This is a genomic window from Pseudonocardia sp. 73-21 (assembly GCF_001899645.1).
Classification (GTDB): domain Bacteria; phylum Actinomycetota; class Actinomycetes; order Mycobacteriales; family Pseudonocardiaceae; genus Pseudonocardia.
In genome coordinates this window covers 36,874-57,727 of sequence record NZ_MKVV01000111.1, presented here as the reverse complement: position 1 = coordinate 57,727, position 20,854 = coordinate 36,874, and the positions used below count along the sequence as shown (strand labels likewise).

21 protein-coding genes are annotated in these 20,854 nt (G+C 72.5%); 9 read left to right on the top strand and 12 right to left on the bottom strand.

Translation table 11 applies throughout. The features are described 5' to 3' along the window. Positions 1-15 precede the first annotated feature (15 nt). Genes mftC through mftA form a run of 3 tightly spaced genes read right to left on the bottom strand, consistent with a single transcriptional unit; the run spans position 16 to position 1,656 of the window. Positions 16-1,242 (bottom strand): mycofactocin radical SAM maturase, encoded by a 1,227-nt coding sequence (gene mftC, locus BGP03_RS35065; RefSeq protein WP_296373031.1) that lies wholly within the window; start codon positions 1,240-1,242, stop codon positions 16-18. Continuing rightward, complete coding sequence (gene mftB, locus BGP03_RS35060) at positions 1,239-1,550, bottom strand: mycofactocin biosynthesis chaperone MftB (RefSeq protein WP_296373029.1); 312 nt, start codon at positions 1,548-1,550, stop codon at positions 1,239-1,241. Before mftB ends, mftC begins: the two co-directional genes overlap by 4 nt. A gap of 4 nt (positions 1,551-1,554) precedes the next feature. Next, on the bottom strand, positions 1,555-1,656 hold the full coding sequence (gene mftA, locus BGP03_RS35055) for a mycofactocin precursor MftA (RefSeq protein WP_296373027.1): 102 nt from the start codon (positions 1,654-1,656) through the stop codon (positions 1,555-1,557). 120 nt (positions 1,657-1,776) lie between these two features. Here mftA and BGP03_RS35050 point away from each other — a divergent pair, with 120 nt between their 5' ends. The 5 genes from BGP03_RS35050 to mftM all read left to right on the top strand — a co-directional run bounded on the left by BGP03_RS35050 (position 1,777) and on the right by mftM (position 8,084). Then, positions 1,777-2,883 (top strand): GNAT family N-acetyltransferase, encoded by a 1,107-nt coding sequence (locus BGP03_RS35050; RefSeq protein WP_296373026.1) that lies wholly within the window; start codon positions 1,777-1,779, stop codon positions 2,881-2,883. A 170-nt stretch (positions 2,884-3,053) separates the two neighbouring features. Beyond that, on the top strand, positions 3,054-4,346 hold the full coding sequence (gene mdo, locus BGP03_RS35045; RefSeq protein ID WP_296373024.1) for an NDMA-dependent methanol dehydrogenase: 1,293 nt from the start codon (positions 3,054-3,056) through the stop codon (positions 4,344-4,346). Between the two features lie 80 nt (positions 4,347-4,426). Then, positions 4,427-5,638, top strand: coding sequence for a MoxR family ATPase (locus tag BGP03_RS35040; protein WP_298801040.1), 1,212 nt, complete (start codon positions 4,427-4,429; stop codon positions 5,636-5,638). 2 nt (positions 5,639-5,640) lie between these two features. After that, positions 5,641-7,170, top strand: coding sequence for a VWA domain-containing protein (locus BGP03_RS35035; RefSeq protein ID WP_298801041.1), 1,530 nt, complete (start codon positions 5,641-5,643; stop codon positions 7,168-7,170). Positions 7,171-7,334: 164 nt separating this feature from the next. Then, entirely contained in the window at positions 7,335-8,084 is a 750-nt protein-coding gene (gene mftM / locus BGP03_RS35030; protein ID WP_296373018.1) for a mycofactocin oligosaccharide methyltransferase MftM, read from the top strand. 112 nt (positions 8,085-8,196) lie between these two features. Here the strand turns inward: mftM and BGP03_RS35025 are convergent, their stop codons facing one another. The 5 genes from BGP03_RS35025 to thiD form a co-directional block, all read right to left on the bottom strand. Further along, positions 8,197-9,171 carry a serine/threonine-protein kinase gene (locus tag BGP03_RS35025; RefSeq protein WP_298801042.1) on the bottom strand — a complete coding sequence of 325 codons (975 nt, stop codon included), beginning with the start codon at positions 9,169-9,171 and terminating at the stop codon, positions 8,197-8,199. 92 nt (positions 9,172-9,263) lie between these two features. Then, positions 9,264-10,076, bottom strand: coding sequence for a xanthine dehydrogenase family protein subunit M (locus BGP03_RS35020; RefSeq protein ID WP_298801043.1), 813 nt, complete (start codon positions 10,074-10,076; stop codon positions 9,264-9,266). Next, on the bottom strand, positions 10,073-10,630 hold the full coding sequence (locus BGP03_RS35015; protein ID WP_296373012.1) for a (2Fe-2S)-binding protein: 558 nt from the start codon (positions 10,628-10,630) through the stop codon (positions 10,073-10,075). The genes BGP03_RS35020 and BGP03_RS35015 overlap by 4 nt, the downstream gene beginning before the upstream one ends. Next, on the bottom strand, positions 10,627-12,918 hold the full coding sequence (locus BGP03_RS35010) for a xanthine dehydrogenase family protein molybdopterin-binding subunit (protein ID WP_298801044.1): 2,292 nt from the start codon (positions 12,916-12,918) through the stop codon (positions 10,627-10,629). The genes BGP03_RS35015 and BGP03_RS35010 overlap by 4 nt, the downstream gene beginning before the upstream one ends. Before the next feature lie 51 nt (positions 12,919-12,969). After that, positions 12,970-13,800: a bifunctional hydroxymethylpyrimidine kinase/phosphomethylpyrimidine kinase gene (thiD, locus tag BGP03_RS35005; protein WP_298801065.1), complete on the bottom strand. Its 831-nt coding sequence runs from the start codon at positions 13,798-13,800 to the stop codon at positions 12,970-12,972. Between the two features lie 67 nt (positions 13,801-13,867). On the opposite strand from thiD, the gene BGP03_RS35000 reads away from it, so the two are divergent. Beyond that, positions 13,868-14,308, top strand: a complete 441-nt coding sequence (locus BGP03_RS35000; RefSeq protein ID WP_296373008.1) for a nitroreductase family deazaflavin-dependent oxidoreductase — start codon at positions 13,868-13,870, stop codon at positions 14,306-14,308. A gap of 202 nt (positions 14,309-14,510) precedes the next feature. Further along, positions 14,511-14,672 (top strand): hypothetical protein, encoded by a 162-nt coding sequence (locus tag BGP03_RS34995; RefSeq protein WP_298801046.1) that lies wholly within the window; start codon positions 14,511-14,513, stop codon positions 14,670-14,672. Positions 14,673-14,805: 133 nt separating this feature from the next. Here the strand turns inward: BGP03_RS34995 and BGP03_RS34990 are convergent, their stop codons facing one another. Beyond that, positions 14,806-15,723 (bottom strand): trypsin-like peptidase domain-containing protein, encoded by a 918-nt coding sequence (locus BGP03_RS34990; RefSeq protein ID WP_296373006.1) that lies wholly within the window; start codon positions 15,721-15,723, stop codon positions 14,806-14,808. Positions 15,724-15,775: 52 nt separating this feature from the next. Continuing rightward, a complete protein-coding gene (locus tag BGP03_RS34985; RefSeq protein ID WP_296373004.1) occupies positions 15,776-16,348 on the bottom strand; it encodes a peptide deformylase in 573 nt (190 codons plus the stop codon). A 139-nt stretch (positions 16,349-16,487) separates the two neighbouring features. On the opposite strand from BGP03_RS34985, the gene BGP03_RS34980 reads away from it, so the two are divergent. Together BGP03_RS34980 and BGP03_RS34975 are read left to right on the top strand one after the other, a co-directional pair. Further along, positions 16,488-16,787, top strand: a complete 300-nt coding sequence (locus tag BGP03_RS34980; protein WP_296373002.1) for a DUF3263 domain-containing protein — start codon at positions 16,488-16,490, stop codon at positions 16,785-16,787. Positions 16,788-16,894: 107 nt separating this feature from the next. Continuing rightward, positions 16,895-17,572 (top strand): LytR C-terminal domain-containing protein, encoded by a 678-nt coding sequence (locus tag BGP03_RS34975; RefSeq protein ID WP_296373000.1) that lies wholly within the window; start codon positions 16,895-16,897, stop codon positions 17,570-17,572. Here the strand turns inward: BGP03_RS34975 and BGP03_RS34970 are convergent. Both BGP03_RS34970 and BGP03_RS34965 read right to left on the bottom strand, forming a co-directional pair. Next, a complete protein-coding gene (locus BGP03_RS34970; protein ID WP_298801047.1) occupies positions 17,569-19,827 on the bottom strand; it encodes an AAA family ATPase in 2,259 nt (752 codons plus the stop codon). The two genes, BGP03_RS34975 and BGP03_RS34970, sit on opposite strands and share 4 nt — an antisense overlap. A 25-nt stretch (positions 19,828-19,852) precedes the next feature. Then, positions 19,853-20,854: a phosphatidylcholine/phosphatidylserine synthase gene (locus tag BGP03_RS34965; protein ID WP_296377565.1), complete on the bottom strand. Its 1,002-nt coding sequence runs from the start codon at positions 20,852-20,854 to the stop codon at positions 19,853-19,855.

The following is a 20,854-nucleotide window of genomic DNA, read 5'->3' as shown; positions in this document are numbered from 1 at the left end:
GTTTCGGGACCGGCTTCAGGCCCGAGCAGCGGCCGGGCTCAGGCGCGTGTCCGCCCCGCTGTCGACCAGCGGGCTGGTCTCGCACGCCTTGTCGGGACGCCCCATGCCGATCTGCAGCATCACCGGCGCCTTGGGCGTGCGGGAGTTCCGCGGCGCCGACCGCGAGTGGTTGACGTCCGACTTCGGCACCGACAGGTCGGCGTCGCGGGCCGCCAGGGCCTGCTCGCCGAAACCGCGCACGCACTCCGGGTCGGGCCCGTCGAGCGGGAGGCCGGTGAAGAACTTGGCCGCCATGCACCCGCCCTGACACGAGTCGTAGTGCATGCAGGAGGCGCAGGCCCCACCGGTCTGCGGCTGGCGCAGCTCGGTGAACAGCTCCGAGTGCTCCCAGATCTCCTGGAACCCGCCGGGCGAGCGCAGGTTGCCGGCCAGGAAGTTCTCGTGGATCGCGAACGGGCAGGCGTAGACGTCGCCGACCGGGTCGATCAGGCACACGACGCGTCCGGCGCCGCACAGGTTCAGCCCGGGCAGGGCCTCGCCGAACGCCGAGAGGTGGAAGAAGGAGTCGCCGGTGAGGACCTGGTCGCCCTTGGCCACGAGCCAGTCGTACATCTGCTTCTGCTGCGACGGGAGCGGGTGCAGCTCGTCCCAGACGTCCGCGCCGCGGCCCGACGGGCGCAGTCGCGTGATGCGCAGCTGGGCGTTGTACTTGTCGGCGATCGACTTGAACTCGTCGAGCTGGTCGACGTTCTGCCGCGTCATGACGACGGAGATCTTGGGCTGCCCGAACCCGGCCTCGGCGAGGTTCTCCAGCGCGCGGATCGCCATGTCGTAGGAGCCGGGGCCGCGCACGTGGTCGTTGACCGCCGCGGTGGCGCCGTCGAGGGAGATCTGCACGTCGACGTAGTCGGTGCGCGCGAGCTGCTCGGACCGCTTCTTGTCCAGCTTGACGCCGTTCGTGGAGAACTTGACACCGACGTTGTGGTCGATCGAGTAGTCGAGCAACTCCCAGAAGTCCGGCCGCACGGTCGGCTCGCCGCCGCCGATGTTGATGTAGAAGACCTGCATCCGCTGCAGCTCGTCGATGACCGACTTGGCCTCGGCCGTGGAGAGCTCGTTGGGGTCCCGCCGGCCCGACGACGACAGGCAGTGCACGCACGCCAGGTTGCAGGCGTAGGTGAGCTCCCAGGTCAGGCAGATCGGGGAGTTGAGGCCGTACTGGAAGTGGTCGACCAGCTTCACTGCGTCTCCCTCGCAAGAATGGTTCCGTTGGCCGCCAGGCCCGCGAGGGCCTTCAGGTAGGCGGGGCGCTGAGCTTCCTCGACGCCGGCCGCCTCGATGGCGGCGTGCACGTCGGGATGGTTCTCGAGACCGGAGACGACCGTGACGAGCTCGGGCGTCTTCAGGAACGACAGCTTGCGGGTGCCGAAGTGGTAGACGAGGGCACCGAAGGGCTCGGGGCGCAGCGCCACGCTCGGGCTGCACCGGTAGGGCAGCTCGGGGTCGAACGCCGGACCTGCCGAAGCAGGCCCGGCGCCGGCATCCGCCACGGTGCTAGTAGACACCGCACATGCCGTCGATCGAGACCTCTTCGACGAGAGTCTCCTCGACCACGGGCTCTTCGGGGGCGGACTGGGCGTCCTGTGCGGGGGCCATGGGCAGCTCCTGACGTCGTGGGTAACGGGCGCCACAGACGCTAATTGGCACCCGGTGCCAAAGACAAGACCCGGCGGGTGTACCCGTCCGATCGGAGGGGCCGCGCGCCACACTGTGCGGGTGACCGAGCCCCTCCTGCATCTGATCTCGCCCGGTGACTGGCGGGGCAGCCTCGCCGAGGGCGCCGTCGTGCCGCCGTCGCTGTACGAGGTGGGGTTCGTCCACCTCTCCACCGCCGCGCAGGTGGCCCTGCCGGCCGACCGGCTGTTCCACGGCCGCCAGGACCTGGCGCTGCTGGTCCTCGACCCGGACCGCATCGACGTGCCCGTCGCGTGGGAACCGGGGGTGCCCGGCGATCCGGAGTCGATGCGGTTCCCGCACGCCTACGGCAGGCTCCCGATCAGCGCCGTCCTGGGCGTACTGCCCTACCGGCCACGCCCGGACGGCGGGTTCGACGCACCGACCCTGCCCGTCCTCGACACCGCGGGCCGGTGCACCCTCGCCGTCTCGTCGCTGCTGCGGCGCGTGGCGACGTCGGAGATGCCGGTCACGGGCGGGGTCGCCGTCCTGACCGAGCCGGTGCCGCTGTCGCACCAGCACAACCAGCTCGTCGTCGACGGTGAGGTCGACGCGGCCACCCTCGTCGCCGACGCCGACCGCGTACTCGGCGCCGCGGGCCTGTCGCACCGCAAGGCTCTGCTGACCGGCGAGCACCTCGCCCCCACCGCCGCGGGGCTGGAGGCGCTCGGCTGGGAGATCGAGGAGCTCGCCGTGATGGCCGCCCGGCCCGGCGGCCCGCTCAACCCGTTCGTCGGACAGACCGGCATCGAGGACATGCGCCCCTTCTGGAGCGAGGGCTGGTGCCGGGCCATCCCGGGCGTCGACGGCGACACGATCCAGCAGCTGAACGACCGCTACCAGCTGGAGGACGAGGAGGCGGTGGACACCCGCCTGCTCTCGGTCCGCAACGACCTCGGCGACGTGATCGCCGGCTGCGTCCTCAAGATCGACGGCGCCACCGCGATGATCGACGCCGTCGAGACCCTCCCCGACCACCAGGGCCGCGGGCACGGGAACGCGCTGGTGGCGCAGGCCCTCGCGCTGGCCGGCCGGGCCGGCTGCGACCTGGTCACCCTCGATGCCGACGCGGCCGACTGGCCCCGCGACTGGTACGCCCGTCACGGCTTCACCCAGGTCGCGAGGTCCTGGAGCGCCCAGCGCCGATGACAGAACCGATGACACAGGGCCGGTGACCGGCCGCACCCTCCGTCGTGCCCCGTCGGTACCTGCCCGATCGGACGGTCTACCCCCCGTCCCCGTGACGGTCTTTCCGTTGACCGGCCCACAACACCCCTACCGTCGCCTTCGACCACCCCCCTGCACCAGAAAGGGCTGCCATGCAGGTCGAAGAGATGCTTCCGCAGTTCCCGATCAAGGAGTTCCACCCGTTCCCCCGGGCGCTGCTCGGTCCGGGCGCGCACGAGCTGATCGGTCCGGAGGCCCTCAAGCTGGGCTTCAAGAAGACGCTGGTGATGACGTCGGGCCTGCGCGGCTCCGACATCGTCCACAAGATCGTCGAGTCGATGAAGTACCACGGCCTGGAGGTCGTGCTCTACGACAAGGTCGAGTCGAACCCCAAGGACTACAACGTCATGGACGCTGTGGGCCTCTACCAGCAGAACAACTGCGACAGCTTCGTCTCCATCGGTGGCGGCTCCTCGCACGACGCCTGCAAGGGCGCCCGCGTGTCGGTGGCCCACGACGGCCGCAACGTCAACGAGTTCGAGGGCTTCAACAAGTCCGAGAACCCGAAGAACCCGCCGCACATCGCGGTCTCCACCACGGCCGGCACCGGCTCGGAGACCTCGTGGGCGTACGTCATCACCGACACGACGACGGACCCCAAGAACCCCCACAAGTACGTGGCGTTCGACGACGCCAGCGTCACCACGCTGGCCATCGACGACCCGGTGCTCTACTACAGCTGCCCGGTCGACTTCACCGCGCAGTGTGGCTTCGACGTGCTGGCGCACGCCTCCGAGCCCTACGTCTCGCGGATCAACTTCGACCCGTCGCTCGGCAACGCGCTGCACGCCATCAAGCTGACCGCGCGCAGCCTCCGCGAGGCCGTGTGGAACCCGCAGTCCTACGCGGGTCGCGAGGGCATGATGAATGCGCAGTACATCGCGGCGCAGGCGTTCAACTCCGGTGGCCTCGGGATCATCCACTCGATCAGCCACGCGGTGTCGGCGTTCTACGACACCCACCACGGCCTCAACAACGCCGTCGCCCTGCCGCGCGTGTGGGCGTTCAACATGCCGGTGCACTACAAGCGCTTCGCGGAGATCGCGGACGCGATGGGCGTCGACACCCACGGCATGACCGACGTGCAGGCCGCCGAGGCCGCGCTCGCCGCGTCCATCCGGCTGCTGCGCGACGTGGGCATCCCGGAGCGCTTCGTCGACGTCACGCAGGACTCGTACTCGAAGAACCGGCTGGGCCAGGGCCCGACCGAGTACTACAAGTCCCAGGACGTCATCAAGGGCGACGCGGCGGACGTCGACCGCATCACCAACCACGTCCTCGGCGACGCCTGCACCCCGGGCAACCCGAAGGAGTGCACGTTCGAGACCGTGCGCCCCGTGGTCGACCACTGCATGAACGGCGACCTGGACGACCTGCTCACCTGAGTCAGAGCGCTTAACCTGAGGGGCGTCGACCACCTGGTCGGCGCCCCTCAGCCCGCACGGGTATTGAGGAACGGAGCAGCATGTCGCAGTTCGAATCCGTCGACGACGTCATCGAGACCCTGACCGAGCAGGGCTACATCGCCGACACCCGCCTGGCCACCACCGTCTTCCTGACCACCCGGCTGGACAAGCCGCTCCTCATCGAGGGCCCGGCCGGCGTCGGGAAGACCGAGCTCGCCAAGGCCCTCGCCGCCGCCACCGGACGTCGGCTGCTGCGCCTGCAGTGCTACGAGGGCCAGGACGAGACGAAGGCCCTCTACGAGTGGGACTACGGCAAGCAGCTGCTCTACACCCAGATCCTCCGCGAGAAGATCGGCCAGGTCGTCGCGGACGCGCCCGACCTCGAGTCGGCCGTCGACCGCATCGGTGCGCAGGAGAGCGTGTTCTTCTCCGAGCGCTTCCTCGCCGCCCGCCCGCTGCTGGAGTCGATCCGCTCGCCCGAGCCCGTGGTCCTGCTGATCGACGAGGTCGACCGCGCCGACGAGGCGCTCGAGGCCGTCCTGCTGGAGACCCTCGCCGAGTGGCAGGTCTCCGTGCCCGAGGTGGGCACGTTCACCACCAAGACCCCGCCGTACGTCGTCCTGACCAGCAACAACACCCGCGACCTCTCCGCCGCCCTCAAGCGCCGCTGCCTGCACCTGTTCCTGGACTACCCCACGGCCGAGCGCGAGCTGGAGATCGTCCGCAGCAAGAACACCGGGCTGCCGGACGCCCTGGCCCAGCAGCTGGTGGGCATCGTGCGCGGGCTGCGGGAGCTGGAGCTGCGCAAGTCGCCGTCGATCTCGGAGACCATCGACTGGGCCCGCACCCTGGCCGTGCTCGGGGTGGAGGAGCTGACCGCGACGATCCTGTCCGACACCGCGTCCGTCGTGGTCAAGTACGACAAGGACGTCCGCAAGGCGATCGGCGCGCTGCCCCGCCTCGTCGACCCGAACGCCACCGTCCCCGAGACGAACGGCCACGGTCACGGCCACGGGCACGGCGGCCATGACGACCACGCGCACGACCCGGAGCCGGTTCGCAGGGCCCGCACCGACGACGAGGACGGGGACGAGGTGGACGGTCGCGCGATCCGGGCCGCCAAGGACACCCCCGGCCGCTTCGGCCACACCTACGGCAGCAACCCGCTCTCCGGCGACGGGGGCGCGAGCCCCATCAAGCCGCCGAAGGTGCCGGCCGAACGCGGCGCCCGCAGCTTCGGCGCCGGTCTGGGCCGCAAGCGGGCTCTGTAGCCGTGGAGAACGCACTGCACCGGTTCGTGCGGCTGTTGCGGCTGCGCGGCGTCCGCATCTCCATCCCCGAGGCCCTCGACGCCATGGCGTGCGCCTCCCAGCCGGGGATGCTGCGCGACAAGGAGCAGCTCCGCGCCGCGCTGCGCGTCGCGCTGGTGAAGGACCGGCGCGACGAGGAGATCTTCGACGAGATCTTCGACCAGTTCTTCGCGCTGGTGAAGGTGGGGCCGACCGACACCGGGCACGGCCACGGGCACGGCCACGAGGAGCTGTCGGACGAGGGCGTGCTGGAGTCGTTCACGCTCAGCGAGGAGCCCAGCGACACCCCGCAGCAGGGCCACGAGCACGGCAAGCCCGTCGACATCCGCGACTTCTTCGACCCCGACGACCTGGCGCAGCAGTACAACCTGCACCAGGAGGCCAACAAGATCGACCTGGCCGCCATGACCGACGAGATCGTGATCTCGAAGGACAGCCAGGGCATCCAGGGCGAGGGCAACCGCGTCCAGATCGAGACCGACAGCCTGCACAACGCGGGCATGCCCGGGGAGATCTCCCAGCAGCAGGGCACGAAGGTCGACGCCGACCTGTCCGTCGCGCAGCAGGAGATGCTGCTGGGTTGGCTCAACGACGCCGAGGGCGAGTCGCAGGAGGGAACCGAGGACGACGCGGCCGCGTTGCGGCGCCGCATGACCGGTGTGCTCGCCGGGCTGCCCGAGGCGTTGAAGAAGCACCTCGAGGCGCTGATGGCGCTGGAGCACAGGGTCGTCGAGGGTGTCGAGAACGAGAAGATCCGCGAGGTCGACCGCGTCGGCGAGCACGAGCGCATGGAGCTGGAGGAGTCGCTGCGGCGCCTCGCCCACACCCTGCACGGCGGGCTGACCCACAAGCGCAAGGTCTCCAGCCGCGGCCGGATCGACTCGGGTCGCACGATGCGCAAGAACATGCGGTTCGACGGCATCCCGTTCGCGCCGATCACCGTGACGCGCTCGGAGGACAAGCCCCGGCTGGTGATCCTGGCCGACGTCTCGCTGTCCGTGCGGGCCACCGCCCGGTTCACCCTGCACCTGGTGCACGGGCTGCAGAGCCTGTTCGGGCAGGTGCGCACGTTCGCGTTCGTGTCCGACCTCGCGGAGGTCACCGACCTGTTCGAGGACCATCCGGTGGAGCAGGCGCTCGGGCTGATCTTCGGCGGCGACGTGCTCGACGTGGACGCCAACTCCGACTACGGCAAGGCGTTCGGCACCTTCCACGAGGACTTCAGCTCGGCGGTCAACCGGCGCTCCACCGTCATCATCCTGGGCGACGGCCGGGGCAACGGGAACGACCCGAACCTGGAGGCGTTCGGCGAGATCACCCGCCGGGCGCGGGAGACGATCTGGCTGACGCCCGAGCCGCGGTACTCGTGGGGCCTGGGCGGCTGCGACCTGCCCGACTACGCCGAGTACTGCTCCCGGGTGCGCGTCGTCCGGGACCTGACGGGCCTGGAGACCGCGGCGCAGGAGATGGCGACGGAGCTGGTGGGCCGCTGACGCGGCCCGTGCGCGGATAACGGTGTTCCAGCGCTGATATCCGCGCACGACCCCGGTGACGGGCGGGGGGCGATCTGGATCACCCGTTCGGCCGAGTCAGGTCGGCCTCGCCCCCGTCGATGGGAGGGGTGACGGCAGCGGAACGCGCGCCTAGCGTGGACCTCATGGTGACCACCGCGCCGCCCCGCCTCACCCTCGGCCCCGACGGACGGTTGCGCCACCGCATCCCCCGCGGCGAGATCAGCAACGATCTGGCCGGCTGGATCGCCGACGACCTCGTGGCCCCCGGCCTCATCGAGCCCGGCGCGTTCGAGCGCACGTTCGTCTCCGTGATCGCCTCGGTCGACCCGGACTGGACCACGTTCTACCGCAACACCCTCGACGAGCTCGCCGCCGGCGGCACTCCGGGTGGCACCAACGCCGGCATGGCACCGGTGCACGACCGGGCCGCCGAGCTGGCCGTCGGCTCCGTCGCGGAGCTGGGCTGCTGCTTCGGGTTCCTGTCGCTGCGGCTGGCCGCCGACGGGCACGCCGTCACCGCCGTCGACCTCTCGACAGGCACCGTGCGGCTGCTCGACCGCGTCGCCCCCGCACTGGGCCTGACGCTCGACGCCGTGGCCGGCGACGCCACCGCGGTGCCGCTAGCCGACGGCAGCGCCGACAGCGTGTTCGCCGTGCACCTGCTGGAGCACCTGCCCCGCGGCGTCGACCGGATCGTGCTGACGGAGATGCTGCGCGTCGCCCGCCGCCGCGTGGTGGTGGCCGTACCCTACGAGGACGAGCCCGACCAGGCGTGGGGCCACGTCCGCACGTTCGACGCCGCCGACCTCACGGAGCTGGGCAGGAGCACCGGGCTCCCGTTCGAGGTGTCCGAGCACCACGGCGGCTGGCTGGTGATCGACCTGCCGTCATGATCGTTCCGAGACGGGCGCCAGGGTCTTCCGATCAACGACGAGCCCCGTCTCGGAACGATCACCGTGCGGTCGCATGGCGCCAGGTTGACCGGACCTCAGGGCTGACCGGACCTCAGGGCTGACCCGCCACCGGTGCGGGGGCCCCGTCCGGCGCGGCGTGCAGCGCCAGCGCCGTGCCCCCGCCCGCGACGACGAGCACGAGGGCCGCGGCGGCCAGCACCACCGGCCGCCGGCTGCGTTCGGGCCTGCGGTGGCGCCCGACGGGGCGGGGCTCGCGCTGCGGGGTCAGCAGGCTCGCGACGACCGCCGCCTCCGGCCGCGCCGACGGGTCGTCGGACGTCATGGCTCGCAGCAGCGGCGTCAGCCCGCCCGGGAGTCCCTCGGGCACGAGTGGACGCCGGTGCAGGCGCGCGGTGGCCGACTCGACGGCCAGGCCGGGGTACTCGCGGCGCCCCGTCAGCGCCTCCAGCAGCACCAGCCCGAGCGCGTAGACGTCGGCGGGTGGGCCGACCTCCTCGCCGCGGGCCTGCTCCGGTGCGAGGTAGGCGGCGGTGCCGATCACGCAGCCGGCCTCGGTGGAGGCGGTGCCGTCGGCCGACTGGGAGATGCCGAAATCGGCCAGCCGGGCCTGTGTGCCGTCCCCGAGCAGGACGTTGGCGGGCTTGATGTCGCGGTGGACGATGCCGCAGTCGTGCACGTGCGCCAGCGCGTCGGCCAGGTCGCCCGCGATCCGGAGCACGGTGGCCACGGCGAGCGGGCCGTCCTTGATCCGTTCCGCCAGCGTCGGGCCCTCGACGAGATCGGTGACGACGTACGGCCGACCGTCCTCGCTGCCGGCGTCGTGCAGCCCGACGAGGCCGGGGTGGTCGAGTTGGGAGAGCGCCCGGACCTCCTGCCGTTGCTGGCGGAGGTCGGCCGCGCTGGAGCCGGGATGGAACATCTTGACGGCCACCGGCTCGCCGTCGTGGCGGTCGCGGCCGCGGCGCACCACGGCCGAGGAGCCGACACCGATCACGGGTCCGAGCTCGTACCGCCCGGCCATCGCGTGATCATCGGGCTCGGACGTGGCGTGCTCCCCCGGGGTCACTCCTTCTCGTTACCCCGTCCGGGGAGATTCAAACGACGAACGGCACTGTCGTCGGACAGGTTCCGACGACAGTGCCGTTCGTCCGTGGGGGATCAGCCCTGCGCTGTCGTCAGGGCTCGCTTCGTGAGGACTCTCGCCAGGTGTGCCCGGTAGGCCTTCGTGCCCGCCAGGTCGGCGGGCGGGTCGGTGCCCTCCGCGGCCAGCGCGGCGGCCTCGTCGATGCTCGCCCCGCCCGCCAGTGCCGCCTCGGTGGCACTGGCCCGCAGCGGGGTCTGACCCATGTTCACCAGCCCGACCCGGCCGTCGACGACGGCGACGCCGACGATGGCCCAGTCGTTGGCGCGGCGGGTGAACTTCTCGTACGCCCACCCCGCCGTGCCGGTGCGGGGCACGCGGATCTCCACGACCAGCTCGTCGGGCTCCATCACCGTGGAGAAGACGCCGGTGTAGAAGTCCGTGATCGGCACGCTCCGCTCGCCGCGCGGGCTGCGCAGCACCACGGTGCCGCCCAGGGCCAGCACCGCCGCGGGCAGGTCGGACGCCGGGTCGGCGTGGGCGAGCGAGCCGCCGATGGTGCCGCGGTGGCGCACCTGCGGGTCGCCGACCGTGCGGGCGACGGCTCCCAGCAGCGGCACCTCGGCCGCGATCTCGGCCGACGCCTCGAGGTCGTGATGCCGGGTGCCCGCCCCGATGGCGACCTCGTCGCCGTCGACGCGGATGTAGCGCAGCTCCGCGATCCTGCCGATGTCGATCACCAGCTCGGGGGCGGCGAGCCGCAGCTTCATCACGGGCAGCAGCGAGTGGCCACCGGCGAGGATCTTGGCGTCCTCACCGCGCTCGGCGAGCAGGGCCAGCGCGCCGTCGACGGAGTCGGGGCGCTCGTAGTCGAATCCGACGGGGATCATGAGTCACTTCCGGTGGAGAAGCCCGGTGCGACCTCGACGCCACCGGAGGGGGCGGTCTCGGCGTGCCCGTTCAGGCCCTGGACCGTGTCCGGGTCCTGACCCGACGCAGCGATCACCGAACGGACGATGTTGTGGTAGCCGGTGCAGCGGCAGAGGTTGCCCTCCAGCCCCTCGCGGATCTCCCGCTCGGTGGGCGTCGGGTTCTCCTTCAGCAGGCTGACGGTGGCCATCACCATGCCGGGCGTGCAGAAACCGCACTGCAGGCCGTGCTCGGCACGGAACGCCGCGGCCACGGGGTGCAGGTGCTCCCCGTCGGCCGAGAGGCCCTCCATGGTGGTGACCTCCTGCGCGTCGGCCTGCACCGCGAGCAGCGTGCACGACTTCACGGACTCGCCGTCGAGCAGGACGGTGCACGCACCGCAGGACGTGGTGTCGCAGCCGATGTTGGTGGCCTTGAGCCCGACCGTGTCGCGCAGGTAGTGCGCGAGCAGCAGCCGGGGCTCGACGTCGGCGGCGGTCGCCTCGCCGTTGACCGTGATCTGGACCTTGGTCACGAAGTGCTCCTAGCAGTGTCGATGGGCGCTCCGCCTTCGCTCCGCGCGGCCTCGATGGCCTCCCACACCCGCAGTGGGGAGGCCGGCATATCGATGTGGCGCACCCCGAGGTGCGAGACGGCGTCGACCACCGCGCTCTGCACCGCCGGGGTGGCGCCGATGGTGCCCGCCTCGCCGATCCCCTTGACCCCCAACGGGTTCAGGTGGGTGGGCGTGGCCATGTCCAGCAGCGTGAAGCTGGGCAGCTCCGCCGCGGACGGGAAGCCGTAGTCGGCGAACGTGGCCGTCAGCGGGTTGCCGTCCTCGTCGTAGACGACCTCCTCGAGCAGGGCCTGCGAGATGCCCTGCGCGATGCCACCGTGGCGCTGACCCTCGCACAGCAGCGGGTTGAGCACGGGGCCCGCGTCGTCCACGGTGATGATCTTGTCGACGACGGCCTTGCCGGATTCGGTGTCCAGCTCCACGACGGCGACGTGCGCGCCGAACGGGAAGGTGGGGGCGCCGGAGTCGAACACCGAGTCGACCTTCAGCTCCTCCTTGCCCGCCAGCTCCGCCAGGGTGACGCCCTTGTCGGTGCCCTTGACCCCGACGCGGCCCTCGACGACCTCGAGGTCGTCGACGTTGGCCTCGAGCAGGTCGGCCGCACGCTGCTTGGCCAGCTCGACGAGCTCGCCCGCGGCCTTGTACACCGCGACGCCGCCGGTCTGCAGGCTGCGCGAGCCCATCGTGCCGCTGCCGCGGGGGATGAGGTCGGTGTCGCCGTGCTTGACGGTGATCTTGTCGATCGGGATGCCGAGGTGCTCGTTGGCGAGCATCGCCCACGCCGTGGCGTGGCCCTGGCCGTGCGGCGAGGTCCCGGTGAGCACGGTGACGGTGCCGTCCGGGTGCACCTGCACCGAGGCGTCCTCGCTGAACGCGCCGCCGCCGGTGATCTCGACGAACACCGAGACGCCGATGCCGAGCTGCACGACCTCGCCGGCCTCGCGGCGGCGCTTCTGCTCCGCGCGCAGGCCGGTGTAGCCCGAGGCCTCCAGGACCATGTCCAGGGCCTTCTCGTACTCACCGCTGTCGTAGGGCGCGCCGCCCTTGGTGGTGAACGGGAACTGGTCGGGCTGGATCAGGTTGCGCCGGCGGACCTCGGCGGCGTCCATCCCGATCTCGAGCGCGAACATGTCCATGGCGCGCTCGATGGCCGCGGTGGCCTCCGGGCGGCCCGCGCCGCGGTAGGCGGCGATGGACGTGGTGTTGGTGACGAGGATGCGGGCGCGGGACTCGACCTTGGGGATGTCGTAGACGCCGGGGGCCATCATCCGCGTGAACATCGGCAGGACCGCGCCGAGACGCGGGTACGCGCCGGCGTCCTGGAGCACGTCGAGGCGGTAGGCGAGCACCTTGCCGTCCTTGGTGCCGCCGATGGTGAAGGTCTGCAGCTGGGCGCGCCCCTGCACCATCCCGGTCATGTTCTCCGAGCGGGTCTCGTTCCACCGCACCGGACGCCCGGTGTGCTTCGCGAGCCAGGCGACGACCGCGAACTCGGGGTCGGCGCCGATCTTCGCGCCGAACCCGCCGCCGACGTCGGGGGTGATGACGTGGACGAGGTCGGCCTCGACGCCGAGCCAGCCCGCGACCTCGGCCTTGGCGCCCTGCGCGGCCTGGGTGGAGCACCAGAGGGTGAGGCGCCCGTCCCCGCCCCAGACGGCGCTCGCGGCGCGCGTCTCGAGCGAGGCCGCGGCGACGCGCTGGTTGACGATCTCCTTCGTGACGACCACGTCGCAGCCGTCGAAGAAGTTCTCGTCGAACGCGTCGTCGAGGCCCATGCCGTTGGACGTGTTGGTGCCGGCGTCCTCGAACAGCAGGACCTCGTCCGTGGCGGCGGCCCGCAGGTCGATGACGGCCGGGAGCGGGTCGTAGTCGATCTCGACGAGATCGGCCGCGTCCTGGCCCTGGTAGGCCTCCTCGGTGAGCACGGCGACGACCGGCTCCCCGACGAAGCGGACCTTGTCGGCGGCCAGCCACGACCGCACCATGTTCTTGTCGGCCCCGGGGAACAGCAGTGCCGCGGGGAGGTCGATGTCGGCGCCGGTGATCACCGCGGCCACGCCGGGGGCCTTGCGGGCCTCCTCGACGTCGATCGCGGTGATGCGCGCGTGCGCGAGCGGGGATCGCACGAGCGTCAGGTGCAGGGCACCCGTCAGCCGCTCGTCGATCAGGTCGTCGGTGTAGGTGGCGCCTCGGGAGAGGAACTGGGGATCCTCTGTCCGGACCACTCGTGTGCCCATGATGCTCATCACCCGCGAGCGTAGCTCCCGGATCGACCGTCCGCGCAGTCAACAGCACCGTTAATTGAAAGCGCTACGGGGCGGGTTCGTCCACCACGGACGGATGGCCCACAGCGACGACACCGGCCCGTGCCCGGCGCCGAGCGGGTAGGAGTGCCGCACGGCCTCCACGATGTAGCGCTTGCCCAGCGCGACGGCGTCGGGCACCGACATACCGCGGGCGAGGCCGGAGCAGATGGCCGAGGCCAGGTTGTCACCGCTGCCGTGGGTGTCGCCGGTGTCGAAGCGGGGGCCGGGCAGCTCGGTGAAGGTGTGGCCGTCGTAGAGCAGGTCCACGCAGCCGTCGACATCCTCGGCGAGGTGCCCGCCCTTGACCAGCACGAACCGGGGGCCGAGCCCGAACAGCACCTTCGCGGCCTCGTACTGGGCCCCGCGGTCGTGCACGTCGATGCCCACCAGCAGGCGCACCTCGTCGAGGTTGGGGGTGACGAGCGTGGCGCGCGGGAACAGCAGCGACCGGTAGGCGTCGAGCGCCTCGTCGGCGAGCAGCTTGTCGCCGTTCATCGAGGCGGCCACGGGGTCGACGACGAAGGGGGTGGGCCCGTCGGCCCCGATGCCGACGCGGTCACAGGCCCCGACGACCGCGCGGATGATCTCCGACGTGGCCAGCATGCCCGTCTTCACGGCGTCGAGCCCGATGTCCGTGGCGACGGACTCGATCTGCGCGGCCACCGTCTCCGGCGGCAGCGTGTGCACGCCGGAGACGCCGAGCGTGTTCTGCACGGTGACGGCGGTGACGGCCACGCAGCCGTGCACACCGCACGCGGCCATGGCGCGCAGGTCGGCGGCGACGCCGGCCCCGCCGCCCGAGTCGGTGCCGGCGATCGTCATCACCCGCGGCGGGGTGATGCCCACGGTGCGTTCCACACGTCGACCGTAACCCGTGTTGGATGGAGCCATGCCATTGGAAGGTGAGTACGAGATCAGCCCCGTGGGGTGGGTCCGTGACCAGACCGAGAAGATCTTCGAGACCGGCACGACGAAGAGCGTCGACATCGGCGGACGTTCGGTGATCCTGCTGACCACCCGCGGCGCCAAGTCCGGCAAGCTGCGCAAGGTGCCACTGATGCGCGTCGAGCACGACGGGAACTACGCCATCGTGGCGTCGCTGGGCGGGGCCCCCAAGAATCCCGTCTGGTACTACAACGTGAAGGCCGACCCGCACGTCGAGCTGCAGGACGACACCGTCACCAAGGACTACACGGCCCGCGAGGTCACCGGCGACGAGAAGGCCGTCTGGTGGGACCGCGCGGTGGAGGCGTTCTCCGACTACGCCGACTACCAGAAGAAGACCGACCGCGAGATCCCGGTCTTCGTGCTGGAGCCGTCCGAGGCCTGAGCACCCGGGGGGAACGGGCGGTCCCGGGGTCGCCCGTTCCCCCCGGAGCGACGGGGGTGCGTGCCACACTTCGCTCCGACAGAGCAGGAGGTCCGATGACGATCCAGCCCGTGGCGCCACCGCACCTGCTCACCGTGCGGAGTACCTCGGGATCGGGGAGATCGAGCTCGGCTACAGCGAGCTGGTGGAGGGGCGGCTGCTGATGTCTCCGAGTCCGGTGGCCGACCACAAGCACGCCGAGCTCGAAACGACTCACCAGCTCCGGCCGTACCTCCCGGACGGCATCGAGGTCCTCCCGGACATGGACATCGACCTCGAACTGGCGCCGCCCGACGCACCGGCACCGTCAGACGACCCGACCTGATCATCGTTCAGCATCCGGCGTTCGGACAGGCCCACCAGGAGGGCCGCCGGAGAGCCACGACATGGCCACCCGGGAGCGCGGCCGGACAGCGGACCAGGTCGAGCGGTGGTGGACCGACACCCTGGTCGAGCTGCTACCGGGCCGAGCGCATCTCGCTCGGCACCGCCACCACGTCGACCATCGCCCCGTTCCTGAGCACGGTCACCGGCAGCGGCACCCCGATCGCCTCCCCGAACAGCTGCCGCTGCACGCCCTGCGCGTCCTGGACGGGACGGCGGCCGACGTCGAGCACCAGGTCGCCGGCCCGCAGCCCGGCCTGCGCGGCGGGGCTGCCGCTGATCACCTCGGCCAGCCGCAGCCCGTTGCGCCGCCCGTAGCGGTCGGCCACGGCGGCCGGCACCGGGGCGGGGCTGCCGACCACACCGAGGTAGGCGCGGCGCACCCGGCCGTCGGCGAGCAGCGCGGCCATGATCCGCCGCGTGGTGGCGTTGACGGGCACCGCCAGCCCCAGCCCGACGCCGGCGACGGCGGTGTTGATGCCCACGACGCGCGCCCGGGAGTCGGCCAGCGCCCCGCCGGAGTTGCCGGGGTTGAGCGCGGCGTCGGTCTGGATCACGTCCTCCACGACGCGACCGGCGCTGCCGCTGCGGGTGGGCAGGGCCCGGCCCAGCGCGCTGACCACCCCGGCGGTGACCGAGCCCGCGAGCCCGAGCGGGTTGCCGACGGCCACGACGAGCTGCCCGACCACCAGGTCGTCGGCGTCCCCGAGCGTGACGGGCGCGGGCAGCTCACCGGGCCCGGACGCGCGGAGCACCGCGAGGTCCGAGAGCGGGTCGGTGCCGACCACGACCACGTCGACCTGCGAGCCGTCGAGGAAGTCGGCCCGCCCGCGCCGCACCTCGCCGACGACGTGCGCGTTGGTGACGAGGATGCCGTCGCCGGTGACCACGGCGGATCCGGACCCACGGCCCGTCCGGACCGCGGCCACCTTGCCGGTGATCTCCGCGGCGACCGCGCTGACCGTGCGCGAGTAGGAGTCGAGCTCGTCCACGGCGGCCTCCTGCGTGATGATTACACCGTTGCAGGAACGACGGTACGCCGGTTCAGACGTCCTCGGCGTGCACCTTCGACGGGTCCCACGACAGCCCCGGCACGCCCCACCCGTTGCGCTTGACGGCCTTGCGGCCCGCGCGCTGGTTGCGCCCCACGAGCCGGTCGATGTAGATCAGGCCGTCGAGGTGGTCGGTCTCGTGCTGCAGGCAGCGGGCGAAGAACCCGGTGCCCTCGACCTCGACGGGCGCCCCGTCCAGGTCCACGCCCGTGACCTTGGCCCACTCGGCCCGGCCCGTCGGGAACTGCTCGGCGGGCACCGAGAGGCAGCCCTCGTCGTCGTCCTCGGGATCGGGCATCGTCTCCGGCCGCTCGGAGGTCTCCAGCACCGGGTTGACCACGACGCCGCGCAGCCTCGTGCGCGTCTGCTCGTCGGGGCAGTCGTAGACGAACACCCGCAGCGGGACGCCGACCTGGTTCGCCGCGAGCCCCACCCCCTCGGCGGCCGCCATGGTGTCGAACATGTCGGCGACCAGGGCCTTCAGCTCCTCGTCGAACGTCTCGACGGGGTCGGTGGGGGTGTGCAGGACGGGATCACCGATGATGACGATGGGACGGACGGCCACGGCCGTCGAGGATAGTCGGCGAGGATTCACCCCGGACGGGCGGCGCGTCCCTGCCCCGGAGTTGTCGGTCCCCCGTGATTCAATGGCCCCGCGAATGACAGGCGTGTCATTCGGCTGGAGCGAGGCCGCGAGGAGCGTGATGGAGTCCGCCACCGAACCCGGTTTCCCCGCCGGGAGCCCGTATCGCGAGCTCGACCGCAGGGAACGCGAGATCCTCGCGTTCGAAGGGCAGTGGTGGAAGTACGCGGGCGCCAAGGAACAGGCCATCCGCGAGCTGTTCGACATGTCCGCCACCCGCTACTACCAGGTCCTCAACGCGCTGGTCGACAAGCCGGAGGCGCTGGCCGCCGATCCGCTCCTGGTCAAGCGGCTCCGCAGGCTGCGCGCAAGTCGACAGCGCACCCGTGCGGCGCGTCGGCTGGGCATCGAGCCCTGGTAGGGACACCATGATCGCGCCAGCCGACGATCACCGGAGGACTCTGTGACCCGCCAACCATCATCACGACTCCTGATCCCGGCCGCGATTCCGGTCGAGGAGCACTCGGCATGACCGCACCCGCTCCTTCGGGAGGATCCTCGCCGCTGCGGGTCGGCGGCCTGGCACTGCTCGGCGTCGGGGCCGTCGCCGCGGTCATCGGCATCGGCACCCTCGTCACCGGCGGCGGTGACGGCTCCAACTCGGCCGCTCCCGCCCCCACGTCCAGCGCCACCGCACCCGTCTCGCCCACCGCGGTCGTCCCGCCCAGCGCGGACGTCCCCGTCCCGTCGTTCGGGCCCACCCCCACCAACGCCATCGCCGCGCCCGGCACCGACGGCTCGGGATCGGGCGGATCGGCCGGCTCGGGCGGTTCCGGATCCGCCGGCTCGGGCGGATCGGGCCCGGCCGGTGGCTCGGGCTCCGCCGGATCCGGCGGCGGCAGCGGCGCCTCCGTGGTCAAGTCGCCGGTGCGCGTCTACAACAACAGCACCATCAAGGGCCTCGCCGCCCGCGCCGGCGACGACTTCCGCAACGAGGGCTGGACGGTCACCGCCGTCGCGAACTACCCGTACGGCAACATCCCGACGAGCACCGTCTACTACCGCCCGGGCACGGCCGAGCAGGCGGGCGCCCAGGCGATGGCCAGCGAGTTCGGGCTGCGGTCGGAGCCGCGCTTCGTCGGCCTGGACGACGCCAGCCCCGGCCTGATCGTCATCGTCACGAACGACTACCAGAAGCGCGGTTAGCCCGGCCGCCGTTCCGCGTAGCCCTCCAGCGACGCCAGCTGGGCCGGGTCCAGCGACGCCGGCACGGCCTTGCGGGCGGCCGCGATGTGCGCGCCCGTCACCGACACCGCGTCGAGCGACTCGCGCATCGCGGTGAGCGCGGCCTCCCGCAGCACCGCGGCGCAGTCGGCGGCCGAGTAGCCCTCCAGATCGGCGCCGAGCGCGTCGAGGTCGACGTCGGCGGCGAGCGGGGTGTTGCGCCCCGCCGCGCGCAGGATCTCGGCGCGCGCCGCGGCGTCAGGCGGCGGCACGTAGACGAGCCGTTCGAGCCGTCCGGGGCGCAGCAGCGCGGGGTCGATCAGCTCCGGCCGGTTGGTGGCCCCCACGACGATCACGTCACGCAACGGCTGCGCGCCGTCGAGCTCGGTGAGCAGGGCGGCCACCACGCGGTCGGCCACGCCCGAGTCCGACGACTGCCCGCGCCGGGGCGCCAGCGCGTCGATCTCGTCGAGGAACACCAGCGACGGGGCCGCGTCCGACGCGCGCCGGAACAGCTCGCGCACCGCCCGCTCCGACTCGCCGACGTACTTGTCCAGCAGCTCCGCCCCCTTGACGGCGATCACGTTGAGCTGGCCGGTGCCGGCCAGCGCGCGCAGCAGGAACGTCTTGCCGCAGCCGGGCGGCCCGTAGACGAGCACCCCGCGCGGCGCCGACACCCCGAGCCGCGCGAAGGAGTCCGGGTACTGCAGCGGCCACAGCACGGCCTCGGTGAGCGCCTGCTTGGTCTCCACCATGTCGCCGACCTGGTCGAGCGTGATGCCGCCCGTGCGCAGTGTCTCGGACGACGACATCGAGATCGGACGCACCGAGCCGACGGCGTCGAGGAGGTCCTGCTGGCAGACCTGGGGGTCGCCCTCGCCGGAGTGGCGCAGCGCGGCCTGCACCGCGGCCTCCCGGCGCACGGCCGCGAGGTCGGCCACCACGAACCCCGGCGTACGCTCGGCGACCGCCCTGAGGTCCACCCCGTCGGCGGTCGGCACACCGGCCAGCAACCGGCGCAGCAGCTCCGTGCGGGTCCGGACGTCGGGCAGCGCGAGGCCCAGCTCGCGGTCGACGAGGTCGGGGCCACGCAACCGGGGGTCCACCGACTCGGGCGCCGACGTGGTGGCCACGAGGGCGAGCCCGGGCGTCATGACGGCGTCGCGCAGGGCGTCGATCACGAGCGTGGCGAGCGGCGGGGGCTCGGCGGCGGGCAGCAGCGCCTCGACGTCGGTGATCACCAGCACGGTGCGGGTGCCGTTCCGCGCGCTGTCGCGGGCGATGCGCAGCGCCTCGTGCACCCGCTCCGACGCCGCTCTCGCCTCCAGGGCGGCCGCGCCGGGGGCCGCGAGCTCGACGCAGCTCGCGTCGACGGCGGCGGCCGTGCTGCGCACCAGCGTCAGCTTCCCGACGCCCTCGGGCCCCACGAGGAGCACGCCGAGCTTCGCCGTGCCGCCGAGACGCACCAGCAGCTCGGGCCGGTCGAACGTCAGCTCCAGCCACTCGACGAGCCGTCGCGCGGCGTCGGTGTTGCCGACGAGGTCCTCGACGGGGACGGGCGGGGTCACCGGCGCGGTCGGGGTCGCGGAGGTGCCGCTCCCGGGCCCGGTGGCCGCGGCCGCGGCGGCCGCGGGCCGGACGGTTCCCGCAGCGGCCACCGGGGCCTCGCCGGTGACCGCCCCACCCTCCCAGCCCACGACGGTGCTGGGCCGCACCGCCACCGCGCCGGCGGGCTCGACGGTGGCCACCGTCAGCAGCTCGGAGGTCCACGCGGCGCCCAGCGCCCCCGCCACGCGTCGCCGGGCGGCCGAGGCGTCCAGACCGGGGGCGGGCTCGATGTCCTGCGGCAGCAGCGACACCGCGTCCCCGCCGGTGACGACCTTGCCCAGCAACGCGAGCCGCACGGTCTCCGGGGTGAGCGCGGCCCGCGCGAGCTGCGACCCGGTGAGCCGCACCAGCCGCGCCGGCTCCACCGCGGCGGGCGCGACCACGACGGAGGCCCCGTCGGACAGCCCGGCGTTGGAGAGCGTGACGTCGTCGAGGGTGGCCTGGCCGGGCGGCCCGTCACCGGCCGCGACGAGCGCCGTGGTGACCCGCGCGCCCGTCAGCGTGACGGCGTCCCAGGACCGCAGGCCGAGCGCGTCGAGCACCTCGGGATGCAGCCGCACCACTCCGCGCCGGGAGTCGGCGGCGGAGGCGGCGAGCCGGGCGACGAGGGTGATCGAGGGCGCACTCACGCCGCGAACGCTATCTGTTCGTCCCTCAGCGGCGGCGGGCCCGGCGCAGGCCCAGGCGCAGGCGGTTGCCGGCACTGCTGCGCTGGGGCTGCGGCGCGGGGCCGGGCGCACGGCCCTGCACGGTGCGACCGCGCGGCACCCCGTTGCCCGACTCGTCGCCAAACCGGCGCACCGCCCGCGCCACCGCGCTGGCCCCACCGGCGACGCGCCGACGCAGCGGCGGGCGCAGCCCGAGCCGGCGGGCCGAGCGGGCGGCCCGGGCGACCGCGCGACGCTCCCGCACGGGCACGTTCCAGGCCTCCGGGTGCTTGCGCATCCAGCGGTGCAGGTAGACGGCGTAGGGCGTCAGCGCGAGGTAGACGAGCGCGGCGACGGCCAGGCCGAGGAACGGCGCGGTGACCACGACGGCCGCGACGAGGCCGACCAGCACCAGGACCGGTGCGATCCACCGCGGCCGGACCCGGACGGTCTTGAACGACAGCGTCGGGATCCGGCTCACCATCAGCCCGGCCGCCACGAGCGCCCACAGCCCGACGACGACCGGGTCGGACCACCAGCCCGCGCCGAACTGCAGCGTCACGTAGAGCGGGACGCCGGCCACGAGCGCCGCGGCGGGCGCCGGCACCCCGACGAAGAACTCCTTGACGTAGGGCGCCTCGTCCTCGACATCCAGCAGCGTGTTGAACCGGGCCAGCCGCAACGCCATGCAGACGGCGAACACGAGCGCGACGGCCCAGCCGAACCGGCTGCCCTCGAGCGCCCAGACGTAGATCACCAGCGCGGGGGCGACGCCGAACGAGACGAGGTCCGACAGCGAGTCGAGCTCGGCCCCGATGCGCGTACTGGCGTCGAGCATCCGGGCCAGCCGACCGTCGAGGGCGTCACAGATGGCGGCGAACCCGACCGCCGCGACGCAGAGCTCGAACCGGCCGCCCAGCGCGAAGTAGACGCCCGACAGTCCCGAGCAGAGGGCGAGGACCGTGACGGCGTTGGGCAACAGCCGGACGCCTGCGGCGTAGGTGGGCAC

What these genes read in the sequence shown, in the direction of transcription:
- mftA (WP_296373027.1), bottom strand. Translation starts at nt 1,656, where the DNA reads ATGGCCCCCGCACAGGACGCCCAGTCCGCCCCCGAAGAGCCCGTGGTC.
- mdo (WP_296373024.1), top strand. Translation starts at nt 3,054, where the DNA reads ATGCAGGTCGAAGAGATGCTTCCGCAGTTCCCGATCAAGGAGTTCCAC.
- BGP03_RS35040 (WP_298801040.1), top strand. Translation starts at nt 4,427, where the DNA reads ATGTCGCAGTTCGAATCCGTCGACGACGTCATCGAGACCCTGACCGAG.
- mftM (WP_296373018.1), top strand. Translation starts at nt 7,335, where the DNA reads ATGGTGACCACCGCGCCGCCCCGCCTCACCCTCGGCCCCGACGGACGG.
- BGP03_RS35020 (WP_298801043.1), bottom strand. Translation starts at nt 10,076, where the DNA reads ATGATCCCCGTCGGATTCGACTACGAGCGCCCCGACTCCGTCGACGGC.
- BGP03_RS35010 (WP_298801044.1), bottom strand. Translation starts at nt 12,918, where the DNA reads ATGAGCATCATGGGCACACGAGTGGTCCGGACAGAGGATCCCCAGTTC.
- thiD (WP_298801065.1), bottom strand. Translation starts at nt 13,800, where the DNA reads ATGACGATCGCCGGCACCGACTCGGGCGGCGGGGCCGGCGTCGCCGCC.
- BGP03_RS35000 (WP_296373008.1), top strand. Translation starts at nt 13,868, where the DNA reads ATGCCATTGGAAGGTGAGTACGAGATCAGCCCCGTGGGGTGGGTCCGT.
- BGP03_RS34995 (WP_298801046.1), top strand. Translation starts at nt 14,511, where the DNA reads ATGTCTCCGAGTCCGGTGGCCGACCACAAGCACGCCGAGCTCGAAACG.
- BGP03_RS34980 (WP_296373002.1), top strand. Translation starts at nt 16,488, where the DNA reads ATGGAGTCCGCCACCGAACCCGGTTTCCCCGCCGGGAGCCCGTATCGC.
- BGP03_RS34975 (WP_296373000.1), top strand. Translation starts at nt 16,895, where the DNA reads ATGACCGCACCCGCTCCTTCGGGAGGATCCTCGCCGCTGCGGGTCGGC.